The sequence below is a fragment of the Tardiphaga sp. 285_C5_N1_2 genome, assembly GCF_052076065.1.
GTDB classification, from domain to species: Bacteria; Pseudomonadota; Alphaproteobacteria; order Rhizobiales; family Xanthobacteraceae; genus Tardiphaga; species Tardiphaga robiniae.
Genome location: NZ_CP197241.1, coordinates 4,886,112 through 4,909,792 on the forward strand (window position 1 = coordinate 4,886,112; position 23,681 = coordinate 4,909,792).

The 23,681-nt window shown below is 62.6% G+C and carries 22 protein-coding genes; 13 read left to right on the top strand and 9 right to left on the bottom strand.

All coding sequences use genetic code 11. From position 1 onward, the window contains the following. Window positions 1-2: 2 nt before the first annotated feature. Genes AB7951_RS23130 through AB7951_RS23140 form a run of 3 tightly spaced genes read left to right on the top strand, consistent with a single transcriptional unit; the run spans window position 3 to window position 3,797 of the window. Entirely contained in the window at window positions 3-263 is a 261-nt protein-coding gene (locus AB7951_RS23130; protein ID WP_439062218.1) for a sarcosine oxidase subunit delta, read from the top strand. Continuing rightward, on the top strand, window positions 260-3,226 hold the full coding sequence (locus AB7951_RS23135) for a sarcosine oxidase subunit alpha family protein (RefSeq protein ID WP_439062217.1): 2,967 nt from the start codon (window positions 260-262) through the stop codon (window positions 3,224-3,226). Before AB7951_RS23130 ends, AB7951_RS23135 begins: the two co-directional genes overlap by 4 nt. Then, window positions 3,219-3,797, top strand: coding sequence for a sarcosine oxidase subunit gamma (locus tag AB7951_RS23140; RefSeq protein ID WP_439062216.1), 579 nt, complete (start codon window positions 3,219-3,221; stop codon window positions 3,795-3,797). The genes AB7951_RS23135 and AB7951_RS23140 overlap by 8 nt, the downstream gene beginning before the upstream one ends. Window positions 3,798-3,912: 115 nt before the next feature. On the opposite strand, the gene AB7951_RS23145 is transcribed toward AB7951_RS23140, so the two are convergent. From AB7951_RS23145 to AB7951_RS23170, 6 genes are all read right to left on the bottom strand, one after another. Beyond that, window positions 3,913-4,866 carry a 2-hydroxyacid dehydrogenase gene (locus tag AB7951_RS23145; RefSeq protein WP_439062215.1) on the bottom strand — a complete coding sequence of 318 codons (954 nt, stop codon included), beginning with the start codon at window positions 4,864-4,866 and terminating at the stop codon, window positions 3,913-3,915. 5 nt (window positions 4,867-4,871) lie between these two features. Then, complete coding sequence (locus AB7951_RS23150; RefSeq protein WP_439062214.1) at window positions 4,872-6,503, bottom strand: ABC transporter ATP-binding protein; 1,632 nt, start codon at window positions 6,501-6,503, stop codon at window positions 4,872-4,874. Further along, entirely contained in the window at window positions 6,503-7,342 is an 840-nt protein-coding gene (locus AB7951_RS23155; protein WP_184513560.1) for an ABC transporter permease, read from the bottom strand. The genes AB7951_RS23150 and AB7951_RS23155 overlap by 1 nt, the downstream gene beginning before the upstream one ends. After that, on the bottom strand, window positions 7,339-8,310 hold the full coding sequence (locus AB7951_RS23160) for an ABC transporter permease (protein ID WP_120288470.1): 972 nt from the start codon (window positions 8,308-8,310) through the stop codon (window positions 7,339-7,341). Before AB7951_RS23160 ends, AB7951_RS23155 begins: the two co-directional genes overlap by 4 nt. A gap of 84 nt (window positions 8,311-8,394) precedes the next feature. After that, window positions 8,395-9,942 carry an ABC transporter substrate-binding protein gene (locus tag AB7951_RS23165; protein WP_439057201.1) on the bottom strand — a complete coding sequence of 516 codons (1,548 nt, stop codon included), beginning with the start codon at window positions 9,940-9,942 and terminating at the stop codon, window positions 8,395-8,397. 66 nt (window positions 9,943-10,008) lie between these two features. Further along, window positions 10,009-10,782, bottom strand: a complete 774-nt coding sequence (locus tag AB7951_RS23170; RefSeq protein ID WP_439062705.1) for a class II aldolase/adducin family protein — start codon at window positions 10,780-10,782, stop codon at window positions 10,009-10,011. 138 nt (window positions 10,783-10,920) lie between these two features. Between AB7951_RS23170 and AB7951_RS23175 the strand changes: the two genes are divergently transcribed. From AB7951_RS23175 to AB7951_RS23190, 4 genes are all read left to right on the top strand, one after another. Continuing rightward, on the top strand, window positions 10,921-11,619 hold the full coding sequence (locus AB7951_RS23175) for a GntR family transcriptional regulator (RefSeq protein ID WP_439062213.1): 699 nt from the start codon (window positions 10,921-10,923) through the stop codon (window positions 11,617-11,619). Continuing rightward, window positions 11,616-12,641, top strand: coding sequence for a histone deacetylase family protein (locus AB7951_RS23180; RefSeq protein ID WP_439062212.1), 1,026 nt, complete (start codon window positions 11,616-11,618; stop codon window positions 12,639-12,641). The genes AB7951_RS23175 and AB7951_RS23180 overlap by 4 nt, the downstream gene beginning before the upstream one ends. 270 nt (window positions 12,642-12,911) lie before the next feature. Beyond that, window positions 12,912-14,189 (top strand): 4-aminobutyrate--2-oxoglutarate transaminase, encoded by a 1,278-nt coding sequence (gene gabT / locus AB7951_RS23185; protein ID WP_175368798.1) that lies wholly within the window; start codon window positions 12,912-12,914, stop codon window positions 14,187-14,189. Window positions 14,190-14,217: 28 nt separating this feature from the next. Beyond that, a complete protein-coding gene (locus AB7951_RS23190; protein WP_439062211.1) occupies window positions 14,218-15,507 on the top strand; it encodes an ArgE/DapE family deacylase in 1,290 nt (429 codons plus the stop codon). A gap of 55 nt (window positions 15,508-15,562) precedes the next feature. Here AB7951_RS23190 and AB7951_RS23195 read toward each other — a convergent pair whose 3' ends face one another. Next, on the bottom strand, window positions 15,563-15,952 hold the full coding sequence (locus tag AB7951_RS23195; RefSeq protein ID WP_246297870.1) for a hypothetical protein: 390 nt from the start codon (window positions 15,950-15,952) through the stop codon (window positions 15,563-15,565). A gap of 229 nt (window positions 15,953-16,181) precedes the next feature. Here AB7951_RS23195 and AB7951_RS23200 point away from each other — a divergent pair, with 229 nt between their 5' ends. Beyond that, window positions 16,182-16,589: a hypothetical protein gene (locus AB7951_RS23200; RefSeq protein WP_089262161.1), complete on the top strand. Its 408-nt coding sequence runs from the start codon at window positions 16,182-16,184 to the stop codon at window positions 16,587-16,589. A 314-nt stretch (window positions 16,590-16,903) separates the two neighbouring features. Here AB7951_RS23200 and AB7951_RS23205 read toward each other — a convergent pair whose 3' ends face one another. Then, window positions 16,904-17,317 carry a VOC family protein gene (locus AB7951_RS23205; RefSeq protein WP_439062210.1) on the bottom strand — a complete coding sequence of 138 codons (414 nt, stop codon included), beginning with the start codon at window positions 17,315-17,317 and terminating at the stop codon, window positions 16,904-16,906. Window positions 17,318-17,583: 266 nt separating this feature from the next. Here AB7951_RS23205 and AB7951_RS23210 point away from each other — a divergent pair, with 266 nt between their 5' ends. The 5 genes from AB7951_RS23210 (at window position 17,584) to AB7951_RS23230 (ending at window position 22,155) form a co-directional block, all read left to right on the top strand. Beyond that, the gene (locus AB7951_RS23210) at window positions 17,584-18,807 is read left to right on the top strand and encodes an ABC transporter substrate-binding protein (protein ID WP_439062209.1); all 1,224 of its coding nucleotides are present in this window, start codon (window positions 17,584-17,586) and stop codon (window positions 18,805-18,807) included. A gap of 128 nt (window positions 18,808-18,935) precedes the next feature. Then, entirely contained in the window at window positions 18,936-19,790 is an 855-nt protein-coding gene (locus AB7951_RS23215; protein WP_068733337.1) for a branched-chain amino acid ABC transporter permease, read from the top strand. 1 nt (window position 19,791) lies between these two features. Then, the gene (locus AB7951_RS23220) at window positions 19,792-20,721 is read left to right on the top strand and encodes a branched-chain amino acid ABC transporter permease (RefSeq protein ID WP_439062208.1); all 930 of its coding nucleotides are present in this window, start codon (window positions 19,792-19,794) and stop codon (window positions 20,719-20,721) included. After that, the gene (locus AB7951_RS23225) at window positions 20,718-21,461 is read left to right on the top strand and encodes an ABC transporter ATP-binding protein (RefSeq protein ID WP_439062207.1); all 744 of its coding nucleotides are present in this window, start codon (window positions 20,718-20,720) and stop codon (window positions 21,459-21,461) included. The genes AB7951_RS23220 and AB7951_RS23225 overlap by 4 nt, the downstream gene beginning before the upstream one ends. Next, entirely contained in the window at window positions 21,448-22,155 is a 708-nt protein-coding gene (locus AB7951_RS23230; protein WP_439062206.1) for an ABC transporter ATP-binding protein, read from the top strand. Before AB7951_RS23225 ends, AB7951_RS23230 begins: the two co-directional genes overlap by 14 nt. A 191-nt stretch (window positions 22,156-22,346) precedes the next feature. Here the strand turns inward: AB7951_RS23230 and AB7951_RS23235 are convergent, their stop codons facing one another. Then, on the bottom strand, window positions 22,347-23,555 hold the full coding sequence (locus AB7951_RS23235) for a DUF3419 family protein (RefSeq protein ID WP_439062205.1): 1,209 nt from the start codon (window positions 23,553-23,555) through the stop codon (window positions 22,347-22,349). Between the last annotated feature and the right edge of the window lie 126 nt (window positions 23,556-23,681).

The window sequence follows — 23,681 nt, forward strand, 5'->3', positions numbered from 1 at the left end:
CCATGCGTATCCCCTGCCCTTATTGCGGATCCCGTCACGCCTCGGAATTTTCCTATTCCGGCGACGCCACGCAGACGCGGCCGCCGGCGGAGAATGCCGATGCGATGTTCGACTATGTCTATCTGCGCGACAATCCCGTCGGCGTTCACAGGGAATACTGGTATCACGCCGCCGGCTGCCACGCATGGCTGACGGTGACGCGCAACGTCTCGACGCATGAGGTGATCGACGCCGTGCTGGCCCATGATGAGGCTGCATCATGAGCATCTCGCGTCGCCTCGCCTCCGGCGGATTGATCGACCGATCGAAGCCGATCAATTTCACCTTCGACGGCAAGACCTATGGCGGCTATGCCGGCGACACACTGGCGTCCGCGCTGCTCGCCAATGACACAATGCTGGTCGGCCGGTCGTTCAAATATCACCGGCCGCGCGGCATCTTCTCCGCCGGGCCGGAAGAGCCGAATGCGCTGGTGACGCTGCGCTCGGGCGCGCGCGCCGAACCGAACACCAAGGCCACCACAGTCGAGCTGTTTGATGGCCTGGACGCATCGAGCCAGAACTGCTGGCCGTCGCCGAATTTCGACCTGCGCGCCGTGCATCAGCTCGCCGGGCCGCTGCTCAATGCCGGCTTCTACTACAAGACCTTCATGTGGCCGGCGGCGTTCTGGGAGAAATTCTACGAGCCCGCCATCCGTGCCTCGGCGGGTCTGGGCGCACTCAGCGGTCTCGATGACCCCGATACTTACGAGAAATCGTACGCCTTCTGCGATCTGCTGGTGATCGGCGCAGGTCCCGCGGGCCTCGCCGCTGCGCTTGCGGCGGGACGCGCCGGCGCGCGCGTGATCCTCGCCGAAGAAGACTTCGTTCTGGGAGGTCGTCTGCTCGGCGACACCGCACAGATCGATGGCGTCACAGCAGCCTCATGGGCCGCGCTGGCCGAGGCTGAACTCGGCACCCTGCCGAATGTCTGCATCTTCAAGCGCACCGCAGTGTTCGGCGCCTATGACGGCGAATACGGCGCCATCGAGCGCGTCAGCGATCATCTGCCAGTGCCGCCGCCATTCATGCCGCGGCAGCGGCTGTGGAAGATCGTTGCGAAACAATGTGTGCTCGCCGCTGGCGCGCAGGAACGCCCACTGGTGTTCCCCGCCAATGACCGGCCCGGCATCATGCTGGCCTCGGCATTGCGCACTTATGCCAATCGCTTTGGCGTGGTGCCGGGCCAACGCGTTGCGATCTTCACGACATCGGATGATGGCTGGCGCAGTGCGTTCGACTTGCAAGCGGCCGGTGCCGAGATCGCTGTTGTGGTCGATGCACGGACAGACGTTGCGCCTGACGTGCGCAAACTCGCAGGCACCGTACCTCAATTCCTCGGCGCGCATGTCTCGGACACATCGGGCTATCGCCGGCTGACGAATATCGAGATCACCGACCGTGCCGGCCCAACGCGTTCTGTGGCCGTCGATACGCTCGGCGTGTCCGGCGGCTGGTCACCGAGCATCGGCATCGCCACGCATCTCGGCGGCAAGGGCAACTGGTCGGAGGAGCGATCGGCATTTCTCTGCAGCGACACGCCACCGGGCATGCAGATCGCGGGAGCCGCAGCGGCGCAATGGACGCTGACGCGGGCATTGGAGAGCGGTGCACTGGCCGGCGCGAAGGCGGCCTCGTATGTCGGCCTCGGCCTGCAGACGCAGAAGCCCATCACCGCCAGCGACGAGGCATCTGGCACCAATCCGGTCTGGCTGTTCGCGGGATCGCGCCGCAAGGCATTCGTCGATCTGCAGAACGATGTCACCGCGACCGACGTCGCCCTCGCCGCGCAGGAAGGCTTCCGTTCGGTCGAGCAGCTCAAGCGCTACACGACTTTGGGCATGGCGACCGATCAGGGCAAGACGTCCAACGTCAATGGGCTCGCGATCCTGGCCGGCGAAATCAAAAAGACCATCGCCGAGACCGGCGCGACGCGGGCGCGCCCGCCGCATGTACCCGTCGCTATCGGCGCTTTCGCGGGCCTGCACAGCGGCAAGCATTTCAAACCGGTGCGACTGACGGCGAGCCACGCGGCCTCCGCTGCGGCGGGCGCCACCTTCGTTGAAGCCGGCCAATGGATGCGCGCCCAATGGTTCAATGCGCCCGGCGAGACTGACTGGCTCACGAGCGTCACCCGCGAGGTGAAGGCTGTGCGCTCCAGCGTCGGCATCTGCGATGTCTCGACGCTCGGCAAGATCGCGTTGTGCGGATCGGATGTCGGAACGTTCCTCGATCGCGTCTATATCAACACCTTCTCGACGCTCTCCATCGGCAAGGTGCGCTACGGCGTGATGCTGCGCGAGGACGGTTTCGTCATGGATGACGGCACCACCGCGCGGCTCTCCGCCGATCACTATGTGATGACGACCACCACGGTGAATGCCGGCAAGGTGATGCAGCATCTCGAATACTGCCATCAGGTGCTGTGGCCCGAACTCGACGTGCAGATGGTCTCGGTCACCGAGCAATGGGCGCAGTATGCCGTCGCCGGGCCTAAGTCGCGCGAGCTGCTGCAGGCCCTGCTTGGCGATGCCTTTGACATCTCCAACGAAGTCTTCCCCTATCTGGCTTGCGCCGAGTTTCGTGTCGGCAACATTCCGCTGCGGCTGTTCCGCGTCTCGTTTTCCGGCGAACTCGCTTATGAGATCGCCGCGCCCGCGGGCTATGGCGAGGCGCTGTTCAACGCGCTGATGCAGGCCGGCAAGCCGCTCGGCGTTACGCCCTATGGCACCGAAGCGCTGTCAGTGATGCGGATCGAAAAGGGCCATGTCGCCGGCTCCGAACTCAACGGCCAGACCGTGGCGCGTGATCTCGGGCTTGGACGCATGATGTCGGTGAAGAAGGACTATATCGGCCGCACCATGGCGGCGCGTGAAGCGCTGATCGATCCCGACCGCCCTACGCTGGTCGGCCTGCGCCCCGTCGATCGCAGCCAGCGCCTGCGCAATGGGTCACTGCTGTTCGCGCGCGGCGTGACGCCTGCGCCGGACAACAATGCCGGATTCATCACGTCCACGGCCTTCAGCCCGGGCAATAATCACTGGATCGGCCTTGGCCTGCTGACGCGCGGACCGGAACGGCATGGCGAGATCATCCGCGCCTGGGACCCCGTACGCTCCGGCGATCTCGAACTTGAGGTCGTCGATCCCGTCTTCGTCGATGCAGAAGGAGCGCGGCTGCGTGCTTGATCTCGCTCACATCTCTGCCTTCGCTGAGTTGCGCTCCATGGGCGATGGCCGCGGCGTCATTGCGCGGGAGCGTCGCGGCATCGCCATCGCCACCGTCATGACGCGCAAAGGCCAGGATGCCGCGCTCGCTGCTGCCGTGAAGGAACAGTTCGATATCAATCTGCCACTGGGACCGCACGGTTCCGGCAGCGATGCGACCTCGTTTCTCGGCACCGGCCCCGGCCGCTGGCTGGTGACCCACGATGCGGGCACACCGCGTTTCGTCGATAGCCTTGCGCAGCAGCTCGATGGCCTTGCCTCGGTGGTCGATCAGTCTGATGGTGTGGGCCTGCTCCGGCTGTCAGGTCCGGCCCTGCTCGATGTGCTGGCCAAGGGCGTCGCCGTCGATCTCAGCGCCGCGGCGTTTCCGGCCGGCAGCGTTGCCGTCACGCAAATCGCGCATATGGGTGTGACGCTGTGGAAGGTGGATGAAGCGCCGACGATTCACATCGCCGCCGCGCGCAGCATGGCAAGGAGTTTCCTGCACTGGCTGGAAGCGTCGGCGGCGATGACGGGATTGGCGGTGGAGTAAGGGGCCTAGCGCCATTCTCTCGGTCGTCATGCCCGGCCTTGTGCCGGGCATCCACGCCTTTCTTGACTCGTCCAAAGACGTGGATGGCCGGGACAAGCCCGGCCATGACGGAGTGTTAGTAACCTCTCCCGCGATCCACCGAATCCTTCGGCTGCACACCGGCCTGTACGGCTTCCGCAGTGGCGAGGATGGTGTCGCCGATGGCGGTCATGGTGACCTCGCAGGCGTCATGCGGCGTCAGCACGATCTGCGGATGCGACCAGAACGGATGGTCCTTGGGCAGCGGTTCGGTGTGGAAGACATCGAGTGTCGCGCCGGAGAGCTGCCCGCTGGCGAACGCATCGAGGATATCCTGCTCGACGGAGTGCTCGCCGCGACCGACCTGAATGAGGTAGCTGCCGCGCGGCATCTTCGCAAACAGGCTTGCATTGAGAATGCCGCGGGTTTCCTCGGTCAGCGGCAGCAGGTTCACCAGCACCTCGGAACCCGCGAGCATCGCGTCGAGCCCGTCGCTGCTGTGGAAGCCCGTTACGCCCGGCGTCGTCGGCTTGGCCGAGCGGCTCCAGACCCGGACGGGAAAGCCGAGCATCGCCAGATCCGACGCGACACGTGCACCGATGGCCCCGTAGCCGAGAATGCCGATCGCAACCTCGGACGGGCGGCGTCCGCCGCCGAGGCGCTTCCACACGTGATCGCGCTGGTTCTGCAGATACGTCCCGAACTGGCGCTGGTGATAGATCACGTTCCAGATCACGAAGCCCGACATCATCTGCGCCTGTGCCGGCTCGACCACGCGCACCACGTCGATGCCGTCGCGCAGACTCGGACAGTTCAGGATGCTGTCGGCACCGGCGCCGATTGAACACGCCGCCTTTAGGTTCGGATAGTGATCGAACGCATCCGCATGCGGATGCCAGCTCACCGCCATGTCAATTTTAGCGGGATCGGTGCCGTCGAGGTGATCGACAAAATTGACCTTGCCGTCGAGCCGGGCGATTTCGTTGGCGAGGTATTTGCGCAGGTTGATGGTCCTGCTCAGGAAAACGCAAGTCGCGGGAGACGTCGGCATAAGGATCAGGCGGCCTGGGATGGCGAACTCTGGCCGGGGACGGCACCGAGCAATTCGCGGGTGTAGGGATGTTCCGGCGCCGCAAACAATTGCGCCGTCGGCTTCAGCTCGACGATCACGCCGCGCTGCATCACCGCGATACGGTCGCAGATCTGCGCGGCAACGCGCAGATCGTGGGTGATGAAGAGCATCGACAGACCGAGGCGGGCCTTGAGGTCTTCGAGCAGCTTCAGCACCTGCGCCTGCACTGAGACGTCGAGCGCGGAGACGGCTTCGTCGGCGACGATGATCTCCGGATCCATCGCAAGCGCGCGGGCGATGCCGAGACGCTGGCGCTGGCCGCCGGAGAACTCGTGCGGATAGCGGTCGAGCGAACCGGCATCGAGGCCGACCATGCCAAGCAGATCACGCGCACGCTGCATCGCGATCTTGGGATCGGTGCCGCGGGCGATCGGGCCATCGGTGATGATCTGGCCGACCCGGCGACGCGGATTGAGCGAGGCGAACGGGTCCTGGAAGATCATCTGGATGCGATGGCGTTGCGCGCGCAGCGCCTTGCCTTCGAGTGCCGTGAGATCGACATCGCCGATGCGCACGGTCCCGCGGTCGGCCTCGATCAGACGCATCACCAGGCGCGCCACTGACGATTTGCCCGAACCGGACTCGCCGACCAGGCCAACGGTCTCGCCCTGCATGATGGAGAACGTGACTTCGTTCGCCGCCTGCACGCGGCGATCCGGCTTGAACCAGCCGCCCGAGGTCACATAGGTCTTGTCGAGGCCGATGACCTCGACAGCCTTCGCATTTTCATCCAGCGACGCGCGCATCGGCGGGTGCATCGACGGCACAGCAGCCAGCAGCGCCTTGGTGTAGTCATGCTGCGGATTCCTGAAGACAGCGTCGATCGAGCCTTCTTCCACGATCTTGCCATGGCGCAACACCACGACGCGGTCGGCGATATCGGCGACGACGCCGAAGTCGTGGGTGATGAACATCACCGCCATGTTGCGGCTGCGCTGCAGGTTCCGGATCAGCTTGAGGATCTGTGCCTGCGTGGTCACGTCGAGTGCCGTGGTCGGCTCGTCCGCCACGAGCACCGACGGCTCCAGCGCAAGTGCCATGGCGATCATCGCACGCTGGCGCTGACCACCGGAGAGCTGGTGCGGATAGGCGCGGATGATGCGCTCGGGATCGGGCAGACCGACTTCCTTGGCGAGGCTGAGGGCCTTGGCGCGGCGCTCCTTCGGCGTCAAAAGATTATGCGCCTCGAACATTTCCATCATCTGCTCGCCAATCCGCATCAGCGGATTGAGCGCGGTCATCGGCTCCTGGAACACCATGGCGATGCCGCGGCCGCGCACTTCGCGCCAGCCGCTCTCGTCGAGCTTCAGAAGATTCCGGCCCTCGAACAGAACTTCGCCGGTCTCGGTCTTCACCGTATCCGGCAGCAGACCCATCAGCGCATGCGCGCACATGGACTTGCCGGAGCCGGATTCGCCGACAACGCAGACGATCTCGCCGGGAATGAGATCGATGGACACGCCATCGACCGCATAAGGACGTTCGGCGCTCTTCGGCAGAGCAATCTTTAGGTTCTTGATGGAAACGGCGGGCGCTTTAGACAGCACTTGGGTCATCAGCGGCTATCCTTCGCCAGGCGCGGATTGAGCGCGTCGTTGAGGCCTTCGCCGATCAGGTTCATGCCGAGCACCGAAATCAGGATGGCGACGCCGGGGAAGACTGTGATCCACCAGGCCTGCCGGATCACCGTGCGGCCCGCGCCGACCATGTAGCCCCAGGACATCAGGTTGGGATCGCCGAGGCCGAGGAACGACAGCGAGGACTCCAGCAGGATCGCATTAGCCACCATCAGCGACGCCAGCACGATCACCGGCGACAGCGCATTCGGCAAAATCTCGCGCGAGATGATCCAGGTATTACTCTGGCCGGTGACGATGGCGGCCTGGACATATTCGCGGGTACGCAGCGACAGCACCTCGCCGCGCACGAGGCGCGCCACCGGCGGCCACGAGACGATGGCGATGGACCCAACAATGGAATAGATCGACGGCTGCAGGATCGCCACCAGCACAATGGCCAGCGGGAAGCTCGGAATGGTCTGGAAAAACTCGGTGAAGCGCATCAGGGCGTCGTCGACCTTGCCGCCGAAGTAACCGGCGATGGCGCCGAGCGGCACGCCGATGGTGAGCGCCACGGTGGTCGAAACGAGACCGACCAGCAGCGACACGCGGGCGCCATAGATCAGGCCGGCAAACACATCGCGGCCCAGCGCATCGGTGCCGAGGGTCACCATGGGATTGGTGAAGGGCGGCAAGAACGGCCGCTGCACCATCCGCCAGGGCGAGGTCGGAAAGATCATCTGCCCGAACAGCGCGATGAAGATCGCAATCGTGATGATGACCAGACCGATAAGGCCGCCTGGATTGCGCAGCATCAATTTCCAGAACTTCTTCATGATGCAAACTCGATGCGTGGATCGACCAGCCGATAAACGAGGTCGGTGACGAGGTTGAAGATCAGGACCATCGCCGAGCAGACCACGAAGACGCCGAGCAGAAGGTTATAATCGCGTTGCAAGAGTGCCTCATAGAGCAGCCGGCCGATGCCGGGCCATGCAAACACCGTCTCGGTGAGCACGGCGCCGCCGACCAGCGTACCGGAATGGACGCCGGCCAGTGTCACCACCGGCAGCAGCGCGTTGCGCAGTACGTGGCGGCGCTGGATGATGTTGTCGCGCAGGCCCTTGGCGCGGGCGGTCTTGACGAAATCCAGCCGCTTGACCTCGAGCATCGAGGCGCGCGTCATGCGCGTATAGGTCGCCATGAAGAACAGGCCGATGGTCATCGCCGGCATCACCAGATGCAGAGCCACGTCTTTCACATGTGCCCATCCGGTAAAGTTTCCACCGACGGTCTCGTAGCCGAAGCTCGGCAGCCAGCCGAGATAGACCGAGAACAGCAGGATCGACATCAGCGCGACCCAGAAGATCGGCGTGGCATAGAACAGCAGCGCCGAGACAGTGATGGCGGTGTCCGCCCATGTCCCCGCAAATCTCGCGGCCAGCGTACCGAATGTGATGCCCAGTAACAGCGATATGCCGAACGCCGTCAGCGTCAGCAGCAGCGTCGCCGGCAGACGCTCGGCGATCAGCTTCGCGACCGGCATCTGCTGGCGGAACGAGAAACCGAGGTCGAGGGTGACGACACCCTTCACGTAAATGAACAGCTGCTCCGGCAGCGGTTTGTCCAGTGAGAACTTTTCGCGCAGCTGCTGGACGAATTGCTCATCGCTGGCGCCGGCCTCACCGGCCATCACCGCTGCGGGATCGCCGGGCGCAAGGCGGATCAGGAAGAAGTTCATCACGATGATCGCAAGCAGGACGAACACGCCCTTCACGATCCTCTGGGCAACGAATGACAGCATCAGAGGTCCATCGCATTCAGGTCAGAGTACACAAAGAAAACCCGTGACGATCACAGAGATCGTCACGGGCATCAGGCTGAAAGCTTACTTGTCGATCCAGGCGTCGCGGAAGCCGTCATTGACGCCGATACCGGTCGTGATCAGGTTCTTGATCTTGCAGTTGGTGATGGTCGGGAACTGCAGTTCAAGCTGCCAGGCAACAGGCACATCCTCGACGAGAATCTTCTGGACCTTCTCGTAGATTTCCTTTCGCTTCGAATCCGGCGTGGCGACGGCGCCCTCTTCGAACAGCTTGTCGACCTCAGGATTGGAATAGCCCTCGAGGTTGTTGAAGAGCTGGCCCTTGGCGATTGCGCTCGTCACGTAGTTGCGGCCAACGCCGAGCGCTGGATCGCCGTACTGATAGAGATAGGTGAAGGAGATATCGTAATCCCACTCCATGTTCTTCTGGTTCGAACCAGGCACGTCGGTGGCGATGGTCTCGATATTCATGCCGACGTCGACGAGGTTCTGCTTCACAGCTTCACCCCAACGAGACCAGGTTTCGCCGTAAGGCAGCGGCATCAGGCGGACCTTCTCGCCCTTGTAGCCGGCTTCCTTCAGCAGCGCCTTGGCCTTGGCCGGATCGTACGGGTACTTCTGCACGTTGTCGGTGTAGAACTTGATCGCCGACGAGGACGGGCCGGTAGCCACCTTGCCGAGGCCGTTCCAGATCACGTCCCTGGCGAATTCGCGGTCCACCGCATACATGATCGCCTGACGAACCTTCTTGTTGGCGAGCACTGGGGTGCGGTTGTTGAGCCACATCCAGGCCATCGGCGAGAAGAACTCCCAGCCGTCGCCGGTGACGCAGGTGTTCGGCAGCTTGCTGACGCGCGGTACGTCGAAGTTCTCGATCGAACCGCCGGGCAGCACATCAACCTTGCCGGTCTCGTAGGCCACCGAACGCGCAGCGGCGTCCGGAATGATCTGCCAGTAGATGCCGTCGATATAGGGCTTGCCCTTGACGTGGTAGTTCGGGTTCTTCACCAGCTGGATGAATGAGCCCTTCTTCCATTCCTTGAACATGAACGGGCCAGTACCGATCGGCGTATTGTTCGCCGGATTGGTCTTGACGTCGGAGCCTTCATAGATGTGCTTCGGGATGATCGGCATCGAGCCGACTTCGAAGATGCCGATGAAGGGGCCAAAGGGCTGTTTCAGCGTGAAGACGACGGTGTAATCGTCCGGCGCTTCGACCTTGTCGAGCTGTACGAGGTTGTTGCGCGCACGCGCGTGGGTCACCTTCAGCGTCTCGATGGAGAACAGCACGTCGGCAGCGGTGAACGGCTTGCCGTCATGCCAGGTCACGCCCTGCTTGAGCTTGAACGTGTAGGTTTTCGCATCCGGGCTGATGGTCCAGCTCTCGGCGAGACCAGGCTGTGGCTCCAGTGTCTTGCTGTAGCGCAGCAGGCCTTCATAGATGTTGCCCGAGACCATCTGCGTCGGGCCGTTCTGGACGAGTGCGAGCATCAGGCCCGGCGGCTCAGGCTGGATCACCGCATTGATGGTGCCGCCCATCTTCGGCTCCTGCGCGAGCGCCATTGTACTCACGGTGCTCAGGGCCAAAGCCAGTACAAATTTCTTCAACATATCTTTCCCCTTAGTGCCGGCTGGCACGTAACCCAGATCAGTTGACGATGTGTAGCGGAAGTCGGATCAATTCTTGTAATCGGCGTCCGTGCGATCGAGCATGCGCTTGAACGCTTCCCACTCGCTGTCCGGCTTGCCGCCTTCGGTGCCATGCACCTTGTCGTAACCGCGGTCATACTGGCCGGCGGTGTGTGCGGCAATGGCGTGGGACGGGCGAATGACTTCTGCGCCGGTTGAAAGAATCGCGAGCTGCGCGCGGCAGGAGCGCTCCATATTGAACATCAGCTTGAAGGCCTCACCGACCGAGCGGCCGCAGGTGAGCAGGCCGTGATTGCGCAGGATGAGAACCATCTTGTCGCCGAGATCGGCGACAAGACGCTCACGCTCGGACAGGTCCAGCGCGATGCCTTCGAAGTCATGATAGGCGATGCGATCGGTGAACTGCATCGACCACTGGTTCAGCGGCTGCAGACCGTCCTTCAGGCATGACACGGCAACACCGGCAACGGTATGCGTATGCAGCACGCACTGCGCATCGTGGCGCGCAGCGTGAACGGCGCTGTGAATGGTGAAGCCGGCCGGATTGATGCCGAGGCCGAGCGGATCGTCGACAACTTTACCGTCGACGTCGACGGTGACGAGGTTGCCGGCCGTCACTTCCTCGAAGCGCATGCCATAGGGATTAATCAGGAAGCGGTCCTGGGTGCCGGGGACGCGCACCGAAATATGCGTGTAAATGCTGTCATCGAGGCCGAGGCGATGGATCAGACGATAGGCCGCAGCAAGATCGATACGAACCTGCTTGGCGGCATCGAGGGTCGGCGTAATGTTTGCATGCATATTCACAGGCGCGGTTCCCGGCTTTTTTTAAGGTGCGGGCAGGAAACACAATCGCATGGCAGCTCGCAAGATTAAACTGTCGACAATCGACGATTAATTCTTGTACAGGGGAAGAAACGGGTCCCCCGCATGCGTTTGATGTCTCCTCCAGTTGGTCTGACCGCCCTCGCCGACACCGATCTTGTCGGGCAGGTCACACGCATCCTGACCCAGGCCATCATCAAGGGGCAGCTGCTGCCTGGCGCCAAAGTCGTCGAAGCCGGCATTGCCCGCGAGCTCGGCGTCAGCCGCGCTCCTGTCCGCGAGGCTGCACGGCTGCTCGAGCAACAGGGCCTGCTGGTCTCGCATCCGCGCCGTGGCTTCTTTGTCCGCAAGCTCGAAGCGACGGATATCGACGAGGTCTACGACCTGCGCATTTGCGTCGAATGTCATGCCGGCGTGCTGGCCTCCAAGAACATGACGCCTGCCAATCGCGACATGCTGCGCCGGCAGATCGACGTCATGCATGAGACGGCAGCGATCGACGATCACGCACGACAGATCGAGGAAGACTACAAATTTCACCGCATGATCTGCGAAATCGCCGGCAGCAAACGCCTGTTGCGCTTGTTCGACGATCTCGCTTCCGAACTGCGGATGACGATTGGCCTGATCGGCCGGCTCTATGACGATCCGCACCGTATTGCGCAGACGCATGAAGCGCTGCTCGAAGTCCTCGAACAGGGGCATCCCGATATCATCACCGCGCGGATCGACTATCACATCGGCGCTGCCTGGCGCGAAGTCGGCAAGCTGGTCCGCGAACTTCCCTCCTCAACAAATGGAGCCGCCACGTGAAGGCAGTGTATTCCGACAAGCACAAGAGCCACGATCCGCAGTTCTTCCTGGTGCGCGGTCAGGTCCGTAAAACGACCGAGCAGCCGGAGCGTGCCGAGCGCCTGCTGAAGGGCCTCGCCGACGGCAAGCACAAGCTGGTCGCGCCGACCGAATTCGGCCAGGGCCCACGCGCCCGCGTGCACTCGCCGGAATATCTGCGCTTCCTCGAAGGCGCATGGGAGGAATGGATCAAGCTGCCGGATTACGGCCCGGAGATGATCGCCAATATCCATCCGAACCGCGTGGCAGGCAGCTATCCGACCCACATCACCGGCAAGCTCGGCTGGCACACCGCGGATACCGCAGCGCCGATCGGTCCCGGCACCTGGCTTGGTGCCTGCGCTTCCACCGATGTCGCCGTCACCGCGGCGCAGATGGTGATGGACGGCGAAGATGCGGTCTACGCCCTCTGCCGCCCGCCCGGCCATCACGCCTATCGCGACATGGCCGGCGGCTTCTGCTTCATGAACAATTCGGCGATCGCCGCCGAGCATCTGCGCACCAGGCATGAGCGCGTCGCGATCCTCGATGTCGACGTGCATCACGGCAACGGCACCCAGGGCATCTTCTATGCGCGTCCGGACGTGCTGACGGTGTCGATCCATGCCGATCCCGTCGGCTACTACCCCTTCGTCTGGGGCTATGCCCATGAGAAGGGTGAAGGCAACGGCCTCGGCACCAATCTCAACATTCCGCTCGCGCTCGGCACCGGTGACGATGGCTTCATAGACGCGCTTGCTGTCGCCGAGAAGACCATCAAGTCGTTCGCACCGACGGCGCTCGTGCTCGCGCTCGGCCTCGACGCGTCCGAACACGATCCGCTGGCGGCCCTGAAGGTCACGACGCCGGGCTTCAAGCGCATCGGCGAAGCCGTGGCGCGCATGGGCCTGCCTACCGTTCTCGTTCAGGAAGGCGGATATCTCTCCGACATCCTGGGCGCCAACCTGACCTCCACGCTCGCCGGTTTCGAAGCCGCGCGGTGATTGGACTTATCGAGTGAACACCAGCACGCCGCGCTTTCTTAACCTCCCCCCGCACTGCGCGGGGAGAGGTCGCCGCGTCTTCGCGGCGGGTGAGGGGCATGGCACGGCGCTCATCGCACGCACTGCACTTGCGGATCGCAAGAGCCCCTCACCCCACCCCTCTCCCCGCAAGAGCGGGGCGAGGGAGCCTACAGCGCCCGGCGCAGCAGCCTGCTCCATCCACTGATCCACACCCAACAACATCCAAGAAAACTCGAAGGACAAACTCGCATGCCAACCAACGCAGAAATCTTCGCACGCCGCGAAGCCGCCGTTCCACGCGGCATCGGCCATTCCACTCCGATCTCGGCGCAGCGCGCGCTGAATGCGGAAGTCTGGGACGTCGAAGGCAAGCGCTATGTCGACTTCGCCGGCGGCATCGCCGTGCTCAACACCGGCCACTGCCACCCGACCATCATGGCCGCCGTGCGTGCGCAGATGGAGAACTTCACCCACACCTGCTTCCAGGTGTTGCTGTATGAATCCTACGTGACCCTCGCCGAGCGCCTGAACAAGCTGGCGCCGATCGACGGCGCCACCAAGACCGCATTCTTCACCACCGGCGCCGAAGCGACCGAGAACGCCATCAAGATGGCCCGCGCCGCTACCGGCCGCGCCGGCGTGATCGCCTTCACCGGCGGTTTCCATGGTCGCACCCACATGACCATGACCATGACCGGCAAGGTGTTCCCCTACAAGAAGGGCTTTGGCGGCGCCATGCCGGAAGTCTGGCACGTGCCGTTCCCGGCCGCGCCGCTCGATGTCACCGTTGAGGAATCGCTGAAGTATCTCAGCTTCCTGTTCAAGGCCGACATCGATCCAGCCCGCGTCGCGGCCATCATCATCGAGCCCGTGCAGGGCGAAGGCGGCTTCCATCAGGCCCCGCCGGAACTGATGCGCGCGCTGCGCAAGATCTGCGACGAGAATGGAATCGTCTTCATCGCCGACGAAGTGCAGACCGGTTACGGCCGCACCGGCAAGATGTTCGCGATGGAACATTACGACGTGAAGCCCGACCTCATCACCGTGGCGAAGAGCCTCGCCGGCGGCTTCCCGCTGTCGGGCGTGATCGGCAAGGCGAAGATCATGGACGCTGCCGATCCGGGCGGCCTCGGCGGCACCTATGCCGGCAACCCGCTGGCGATTGCCGCAGCGATGGCCGTGCTCGACGTGTTCGAGAAAGAGAAGTTGGTCGACCGCGCCAACCATATCGGCGAGCGCATCACCACGCGCCTGAAGAAGATGCAGCAGCGTAACGATCTCGTGCCGATCGCCAGCATCCGCAATGTCGGCGCCATGATCGCCTTCGACATCGTCAAGGAACGCGGCTCGGACACGCCGGACGCGGAACTGACCAAGAAGGTGACGCAGAAGGCCACCGAAGAAGGTCTGATCCTGCTGTCCTGCGGCGTTAACTTCAACACCATCCGCGTGCTCGTTCCGCTGACCGCCCAGGACGAAATCCTCGACGAAGGCATGGACAAGCTCGAACGCGCGCTGACTGCCTGAGCCCTCTCACAAGAAAAGGAAAAACAACATGGCTCTCGATCCCGCCCTCCGCGACAAGATCATCGCCGCCGTCGACAAGGGCTTTGACGCCCAGGTCAAGTTCACCCAGGATATGGTGCGTCACGTCTCGACCCGCGGCAACGAACACACGATGCAGGACTTCATGTTCCGCGCCATGAAAACGCGCGGCTACAAGATGGAGCGCTTCGAGATGGACCGCGCAGCGCTCGGGCATCATCCCGGCGCCGGCGCCTGGGACGAATTGCATTCGACCGCGCCTATCGTGGTCGGCACGCATTATCCACGCGAGGAAAAGGGCCGCTCGTTGATCATGCAGGGCCATGTGGACGTGGTGCCGGAAGGCCCGCTCGACATGTGGGCCACGCCGCCCTACGATCCCGTCATCCAGGGCGACTGGATGCAGGGCCGCGGCGCCGGCGACATGAAGGCTGGCTGCGCCTCCAACATCTTCGCGCTCGACGCACTCAAGAGCCTCGGCCTGCAGCCGGCGGCGACGGTCTATCTGCAGTCGGTCGTGGAAGAAGAATCCACCGGCGACGGCGCGTTGATGACGCATCTGCGCGGCTACAAGGCCGATGCCGTCGTGGTCTCCGAGCCGTCGCACGAGACGATCACCCGCGCCAATATCGGCGTGGTCTGGTTCCAGGTCGAGGTCCGCGGCGTGCCGGTGCATGTGCAGCGCATGGGCACCGGCGCCAACGCCATCGACGGCGCCTATCGGATCATCGGCGAATTGCGCAAGCTGGAAGCCAAGTGGAATGCGACAAAGGACCAGCACGAGCACTTCAAGAACATCGAGAAGCCGGTCAACCTGAACATCGGCAAGATCGCCGGCGGCGACTGGGCCTCATCGGTCCCGGCATGGTGCAAGGTGGACTTCCGTATCTCGCTGTTGCCCGGCAAGACGGCCGAAGCTGCGAAGAAGGAGATCACCGACTGCGTCGCCGCCTTCGCACATCAGGATCCGTTCCTGTCGAACATCCCACCGACCGTGACCTTCAACGGCTTCCAGGCCGAAGGTTACGAGCTCAAGCCGGGATCTGATGCAGAAGCCACACTGGCCGCAGCGCATGAAGCGGTGTTCGGCCAGAAGCCAAAGCCGGAAATCTCGCTCGCCTATCTCGACAGCCGCGTCTATGCGCTGTTCGACAAGGTGCCGACGTTGAACTACGGCTGCATCTCGCGCGGCGTCCACGGCTTCGACGAAGGCGTCAACCTGCCCTCCTTGAAGAAGACGACGACGGCGCTGGCACTGTTCATCGCTGAATGGTGCGGCGTGGAAGAGATCAAGGCCTGATCATTCAGGCCTCAGCCTGAAGACCGAATGGGCGGCGGAGCAATCCGCCGCCTTTTCATTTCTGCCAGCTGCAGATGCCACCTGTGCGGCACGGCCAGACCTGCACCCGCGTGTCCGCCGCATTAGCGTTCAGCGGATTGCTGCGACGGGCAACCTTCTTCTGCGCAGCGGCGCGCTGTGCCACCGGCTTCGCAGACTGCGCGCGCACAAGACGCGGTGCTGCCTTCGCCGGATCAGCTTTCACATTCGCCTTCGCATCGGCCTTGGCCTGGATCTGCACCTGCTCGAATGACGCGGGCGGGCCCAGCAGTTTCGGCGACAGCACGGCCTTCTGCAGGTCGAGCAGCAAGAATTCGCCGGGCTTGTATGTGTCCGCTTGCGCGGCACCGACGCACGCCAGCAGACTGACGCCGGCCGCAATCATACTCAAACGCTTGCAACTCATTTACGCCTCCTGAGGCCGGTTCCCGGCTTCTGGACTAACAATGTCTCTAAGTTAAGCATGGATAACGTTGAATCCAGCCTCGAGTTTCCCCGGAAAGTGCCTGCGGCGCAGGCATTTCTGGCGGTAAGACTAACCGTCCATGGCGCACCCACCGATTGATCCAGCGCAATGCGACTCCGCGCTGCTGCGCAGACCCTTCGCTCAATCACTCTCAGCAGCGGAGACCGCCATGACATCCGTCCAGCCCTATCCCGTCGTCAGCAATCTCATCGAACGCATTGGCGACTGGTTGATCCAGCGTCGCCAGCTCAACGAACTCGGTGCGCTCGACAGCGGCGAGTTCAAACGCATGGCCCATGAGCTTGGCCTTGCGCCAAGCGATCTCGATACGATCGTGCGCAGAGGCGTGAACGGTGCGGAGGAATTGCCGCAGATGCTCCGTGCGCTCGGTTTTGACGAAGCCGCCATTGCCAAGATCCGGCCGCCTGACATGATGGAGATGCGCCACGCCTGCGCCAGTTGCGCACACAAACGGGCCTGCGGCGCCGACCTCGCAGCCAAGACGGCGGCGGCGAACTACGAGAACTATTGCGCCAATGCCAACGACATCACCCTGCTGGCCCGGGCTGCGGAGTAGATTATTCTCCACCTTTACTAAAAATGCTCGAAAAGCCGGCCAGGTAAGCCTAATCGGTTAGGTTAAGATTTGGTTTAAGTTGCGACAAAACCCGGCTGGGATAGCGTCGATCGCGTCGCGCAGTGGGGTGCGGAAGTCGCTTTCCAACCCCGAATTTCAATGCACGGCACGGGACCGCCGTTATTACCTGCGTCGGCGGTCCCACCCCTTGGCCGACAATCCTGACCACCCAAACACGCAGCCGTTACCCATCACGCGACCTGCGTCGTGCTGTGACTGCGTGCGTCCGATCACGTGCAGAGCATCGGTGACGCCTAGATATCAGCGAACACCTCCAACAAATTCCCGTCGGGATCGCGAAAGAACAGCGTGCGATGTCCAAAGACCTGATCGGTCGGCGGTGACACGAGGCTGATATCTTTCCGTATCAATTCCTCGGCACACGCATCGACCTCCGCCACGGAAACCTTGAAGGCGAGCTGAAGTGCTGCACTGCCAACCGGGACCGGACGATCCGACGCGGTGCGGCTTGGTATGGCCAGAGCTAACGTGTTGCCGCCGATGCGAAATTCTATCCAGCCGGACGACAGCACGCGCTGCAGCGAAAAGCCGAGCAGCGTCTCGTAGAAGTGCCGCATCGCGTCCATGTCGCGGACGAAGATGACCGTGTAGTCGATGGCGCGAATGGCTTGAAAGGCTGACTTGGTGCCTGCACCCTGTTCATCCATTCCGGCCTCTCCATGTTCATCCCTCGAGATGATCCATCAGCGTCAAGCCTCGCACAGCCGGCTGCGCGCCTACAACTGCAAGGCACATTGCGCCTGCGCGTCATCGCAACGCAACAGAAGTACACGTTGTGAATGCTCGCAATTTAATCCGCGACACAGTGTTGCTGCGCGCAATCTTCCTTGACTTGCTCTCGCCGCACTTGGCAGTCTGTGATCACACAAAAAAGCATCGGGCAACGACCCAGATGCCTCTAGGGAGAGACACCATGGACTCATTTCTGAGGCCGCTTGCGGCTGCGAGTATGATTGTTGCTGGCGCCCTTGCTTCCACTGCTCCAGCATCTGCCCAGCAAGCGCCTATCAAGATCGGCATTCCGACGTCGGTCCAGCTGCAGGTCGGCCGCGACACCCAGAACGCCGCGAAGCTGGCCATCGAAGAGATCAATGCCAAGGGCGGGTTGCTCGGCCGCAAGCTCGAAATGGTTGTCGCTGACGAGACCGAGAATCCCGAACAGGGCATCGCTGCAATCAAGAAGCTCACCGCCGATGACAAGGTCAACGTGCTGATCGGCGGCTATACGTCAGGCGTCACACTGGCCCAGCTGCCGCATATTTCCAACGCCAAGACGATCTATCTCGGCGTCGGCGCGGCCTCCCCGGCCATCACCGCAAAGGTGAAAACAGACTATGAGAACTACAAATACATCTTCCGCGCCTTCCCCATCAACGCGGCGCATCAGGCGCGCGCGCTGGTCGACTTCATCAACGGCAAGCTGAAAGGCGAGATGGGCCTGAAAAAGATCGCCATTGTCGGCGAAAATGCAAAATGGGTGCAGGATCTCGTGCCGATCCTGAAGAAGGGCGCGACCGACGGCGGCACCGACGTGACGCTGGCCGAATTCTTCGACACTTCGACCTCGGATTTCTCGCCGCTGTTCGCCAAGGTGAAGAATTCAGGCGCGCAGTATCTGATCGTCGTGCTCTCGCATGCCTCGTCGGACATCTTCGTCAAGCAGTGGCATGACGCGCAGGTGCCGATTCCGATCGGCGGCATCGACGTCAAGAGCCAGGACGCCGACTTCTTCACCCGCGTCAGCGGCAAGGCAAATGCCGAAACCGTCGGCATGTTCGCCATCCGCGCGCCGCTGACCCCAAAGACCATTCCGTTCTGGGATGAATTCGTGAAGCGCTTCGGCACCGCGCCCGTCTATACCGGCATCGGTGCCTATGACGCCGTTTATGTCTATGCCGATGCCGTGAAGCGCGCCAACTCCATCGAGCCCGATGCCGTCATCAAGGAGCTGGAGAAGACCGACCATGTCGGCATCGCCGGCAAGCTGGTGTTCGACGAAGTACACGATGTGAAGACCGGCCCGGGACTGCAGAACCTGCTGTTCGTGCAGTGGCAGAAGGACGGCGCCCGCGTCGTGGTCTGGCCGAAGGAAGCCGCTACCGGCCCGATGATCGCACCGCCCTGGATGAGCAACTGATTTGTTGATGGCGGTCATCTGACCGCAGCGTAACCGCGCGGCCGGCGATCCCTCGCCGGCCGGAAAACGGGAGAAGCGAGCCCGAAGAAGTTCGCCCTCCGCCGTCCGGTCTTCAACAGCGGGTTCTCATGCTTCAGATTCTGATCTACGGCGCGGTCTCCAGCGCCATCTATGCGATGCTGGCCGTTGGTTTCACCCTGATCTTCGGCGTCGCCCGCATCCTCAATCTCGCCCATGGCTCGTTCTACGCACTCGGCGCCTATGCGGCCTATGTCCTCACCTCGCTGCTCGGCGTTCCGCTCTTCATCGCAGCTCCGCTGGCGGTATTGATCGTCGCAGGCTTCGGCGTGGTGATGGAGCGTTTTCTGGTGCGTCCGTTGCGCTCGTCTCAGCTCGCCGTGCTGATGATCACCCTCGCCGTCTCGCTCGCGGTCGAACAAGCGCTGTTCATCACTTTCGGCTCCGAATATCGCAACGTCCCCTCATTTGTCGCTGACAAGCTCTCGATCGGCGGGGTCGATATCTCCGGCCAGCGCCTGCTCGCCCTTGTCGCCGGTGTCCTCGTGCTGCTCGGCCTCTGGCTGTTCATCCAGCGCACGCGCCTCGGCGCCGCCATCCTCGCTGTCTCGCAGGATCCGGAAGCCGCGCAATATATGGGCATCCCGACCAACCGTATCTTCTCCATCGTGATGGCGATTTCCGCCGGCACCGCGGCGCTCGCCGGCGTGCTGGTGTCGCCCTTCCTCACGGTACAGCCGACCATGGGTCTGCTTCCGATGGTGAAGGCCTTCGCCATCGTCATCGTCGGAGGGCTCGGATCGATCCCCGGCAGTATCATCGCGTCACTGATCCTCGGCTATTCCGAGACCATCGTCGCCTATCTGATCTCGACGTCATGGACGGAGCTGGTGTCGCTGGTCGCGGTCGTCGTTACGCTGATGATACGCCCGTCAGGACTCCTCGGGCGACGGGCAGCATTCTGACATGAAACGCATCGCCCCCATCGACATCGCAGGCGGCATCCTCGTCGTCGCCTTCCTCGCTTTGCTGCCCATGTTCGCCGCCAGCAACTATCTCACGGGCGTGCTCACGGTCTGCGTGATCTACGGCATCTGGGCCTCGAGCTGGGACTTCATGTCCGGCCTCACCGGGCGCGAGAATTTCGGCCATTCGCTGTTCATCGGCGCCGGCGCCTATACCGCGGGCTTCCTGTCCTCGATCTGGTCGACAAATCCGTGGGTCAGCCTGCCGCTCGGCGTGGTGATCGCCATCGCTTTCAGCCTGCTGGTCGGCTTCCCGACATTGCGGTTGCGCGGGCCGTATTTCGCGCTGGCGATGCTCTCCGCCTCCGCGATCCTGCAGCGGCTGTGTCTGATCTTCTGGGAATATACCGGCGGCGAGGAAGGCATCTACGGCCTCGATCCCCTCATGAAGAATCCGCTGCATTACTACTGGTTCGTGCTGGCGATTCTCGTAGCCGCAGTGATCACGCTAACGTTGCTGGCGCGGTCGCATTGGGGACTCCTGCTGCGCGCGATCCGCGGCGACGAGGCGACCTGTCAGGCTGCCGGCATCAATGTCACCTTCTACAAGATCGTGTCGCTGATGATCTCGGCCGGCTTCGCCGGTCTGGGCGGCGCACTCTATGCGCATTACCAGCTGCAGGTGTCGCCGCCGCTGTTCTCGGTGGTCGTGTCGATCACGGTGATCATCATGGTCTATGTCGGCGGCATCGGCTCGATCTATGGCGCCGCCATTGCCGCGATCCTCCTGACGCTGCTCACCGAGATGCTGCGCGGCTTCGGCGAATACCGACTGTGGATCTACACGCTGACCCTGATGCTGATCCTGTTCTTCCTGCCCAATGGACTGATCGCGCCGCTCTGGCGCCGGCTGACGGAGCGCCTGCGATGACTGACCTGCTCGAAGTCAACGGCGTGACCAAGCGCTTCGGCGGCCTCACCGCCGTGAAGAATGCGAGTTTTACGCTGAAGAAAGGCGAATTCACCGGCATCCTCGGCCCCAACGGCGCCGGCAAGACCACGCTGTTCAACATCCTCACCGGCTTCATGCAGCCGACATCAGGCACGATCCATTTCAACGGCGATCTCGTCCGAGAACTCGCGCCCTACAAGGTCGTCAATCGCGGCATGGCGCGGACCTTCCAGCTCACGCGTCCCTTTGTCGGCATGAACCTGCTGGAGAACGTCCTGGTCGCCTGCATGTCGCCGCGCGCCAGTGGGGACAAGGACAAGGAGGCGCGCGCCAGCTATCTGCTGGGACAGGTCGGCCTCGGCGGCCGTGACAAGGAGCCGGTGGAGACGCTGCCTTACGGCGACCTGCGGCGGCTCGAAATCGCCCGCGCATTGGCGACGCGCCCGGACCTGCTGCTGCTGGATGAACCCTTCGCAGGGCTTGGCAGCAGCGAGATCGAACAACTGGCGCAACTGATCAGGCGTCTGCATCGCGAGGAGAACCTCACTATTTTGCTGATCGAACACAAGCTGCGCGAGTTCATGGCACTCGTATCGCGCGTGATCGCGATGAATTTCGGCGAGATCATCGCCGTCGGCCCACCGGAAGAGATCGTGAAGAACGAGAAGGTGATCGAAGCCTATATCGGCAAGACGGAGGAAGCCCATGCCTCTGCTTGAAGTCTCCGATCTCAAGGTCAGTTATGGCAAGGCGCTGGCCATAGAATCCGTCTCGATCAGGGTCGAGAAGGGTGAGCTCATTGGCGTGCTCGGCCCCAACGGTGCCGGCAAGACCACACTGCTGAAGGCCATCTCACGCAGCATCGCTTCCCAGGGCACGCTGAACTTCAAGGATGCGTCGCTGCATCCGGTCGAGCCATATAACGTCGTCGCCAAGGGCATCTGCCACTGTCCCGAGGGGCGAAAACTGTTCTCGGAATTGTCGGTGCTGAAGAACCTGCAGCTCGGCGCTTACCTGCGCAAGAACAATGCCGACGTCGAGAAGGACCTGGAGCGCGTCTTCACGCTATTCCCAGTGCTGCGCGAACGGCAATGGCAACAGTCCAGCACATTGTCCGGCGGCGAACAGCAGATGGTAGCCATCGGCCGCGCGCTGATGGGCCGGCCCGAGCTATTGCTTCTGGATGAGCCGTCCGTCGGCATCGCGCCGCGGCTGAAGGGGCTGATCTTCGACTCGATCCAGCAGATCCGGAGAGACGGCACCGCGATCTTGATCGTCGAACAGGACGCGACATCGACGTTGCGGATTGCGGATCGGGTCTATGTGCTGGAACATGGGCGGACGATCCGTGAGGGAACGTCCGCAGAGATTGCTGGCGACAAGTATATCCAGCAGATTTATCTGGGGGTGTGACGTTCACGTGCCCGCCACCTTCTTACCTCGCCCCGCTTGCGGGGAGAGGTCGGAGCCGAGCGCCAGCGAGGCTTCGGGTGAGGGGGAGGCAGCGAGTAAAACACCAGCTCTCCCTCACCCGACTTCCACGCGCTTTGCGCGTTACAGTCGACCTCTCCCCGCAAGCGGGGAGAGGTTAAGACAGCAGCGCCTTACGCCTTCCGCGTATACAGATGAAACCCGCCATAGATGCCCGAACGATCCGCAGCCAGACCTTCGGCACTGCGCGCCTCATCGCGCTGCCACGTCTCACGCAGCGATGCATGTTCCGGATCGTCCAGCGGTGACTCGGCACCGGCGGTGCGGAAGATCACTCGGATGCCGTCCTTGCCGGCGCGGTCGATCGCGTCCCACAGCGCACGGATTTCATCCGGCGCCATCCAGTCCTGCGAATCCAGCAGCACGACCGCGTCGATCTGGCGGGCTGGAAGGCTCTCCAGGAACACGCGCAGATTGGCATGCACCGGCGTGACCAGAGCGGCGCGGCTGGCGGTGTCCGCGTAGCGGCTCTGCTGCAGGTACAGCGGCAGGCATTTATCGCCGGGGCCGACATAGCTGCGGCTCAGCGCCTGCCAGGCAAAATAGTTGTTGGCGTTCGGGTGCACGTCGATCAGGGCGAGCAGACGCTGATGCAGCACTTCGTTGAGCGGCTGGTTGCCGCCCAGCAGCGTGCGCTGCTGCGGCGGGATGCCGAGGCTGAACAACAGCGCCGGCGTCTTCGTCATCATACGAGCGAGCCGCGAATGGAACAGCCAGTGCAGTCGTTCCAGCGCATGCTTGCGCGCCAGGGACTGCTTGTCCTCGTGCAACAACGCTTTGAGATCGATGCGGGCGAGCTTCGCCAGCGTATGCGCGAAGCCGATGAAACGGCCGAGCGCGCCATGACGATAGAAGCCGTCACTGAAGTAACCGTAGCGCGGGCGGCCCTGGATATCGCGCTCGTCCCAATAGCCACGCGCTTCGGCATCGAGCAGTGGCCGCAGCCGCTCGCGATAGAGGCCGACATTGGTATCGGATGCGCCTTCGCCGAAGAATTTCCAGAAGTCCTGATAGTTCGGCAGTGCGCGCAGGCCGGCAAGCTTTAGCTTCAACAGCGACAGATGCGCTTCATTCAGATCGACCGCATAGACATGTTCTGGCTTCGCCGACAGATAGGACAGCGCGTTGCAGCCACCGCTGGAGATAGTCACAATCGTCGAACCGGGCGCCAGTTTCAGCGCCGCCATATCCGCCTCCGGATCTTCCCAGATCTGCGTATAGACCAGCCGGCGGAACCAGAAGGCGAACAGCCTGTCCCAGATCGTCGTTTCCTCGCGACCACGGCTATTGCGAACGGCGTCGGCGATCAGATGCGTATTCATCGGCTTCTTGGACCCTTCGAATCGACAATCTGAAATTTTTATCAAGCGCAGACTGCGGTTTTGCGACAGTCATTCTAAATTTCAGCCGATTCCCGCGACGAAACTACTGTCACACCGCTGTCGTGT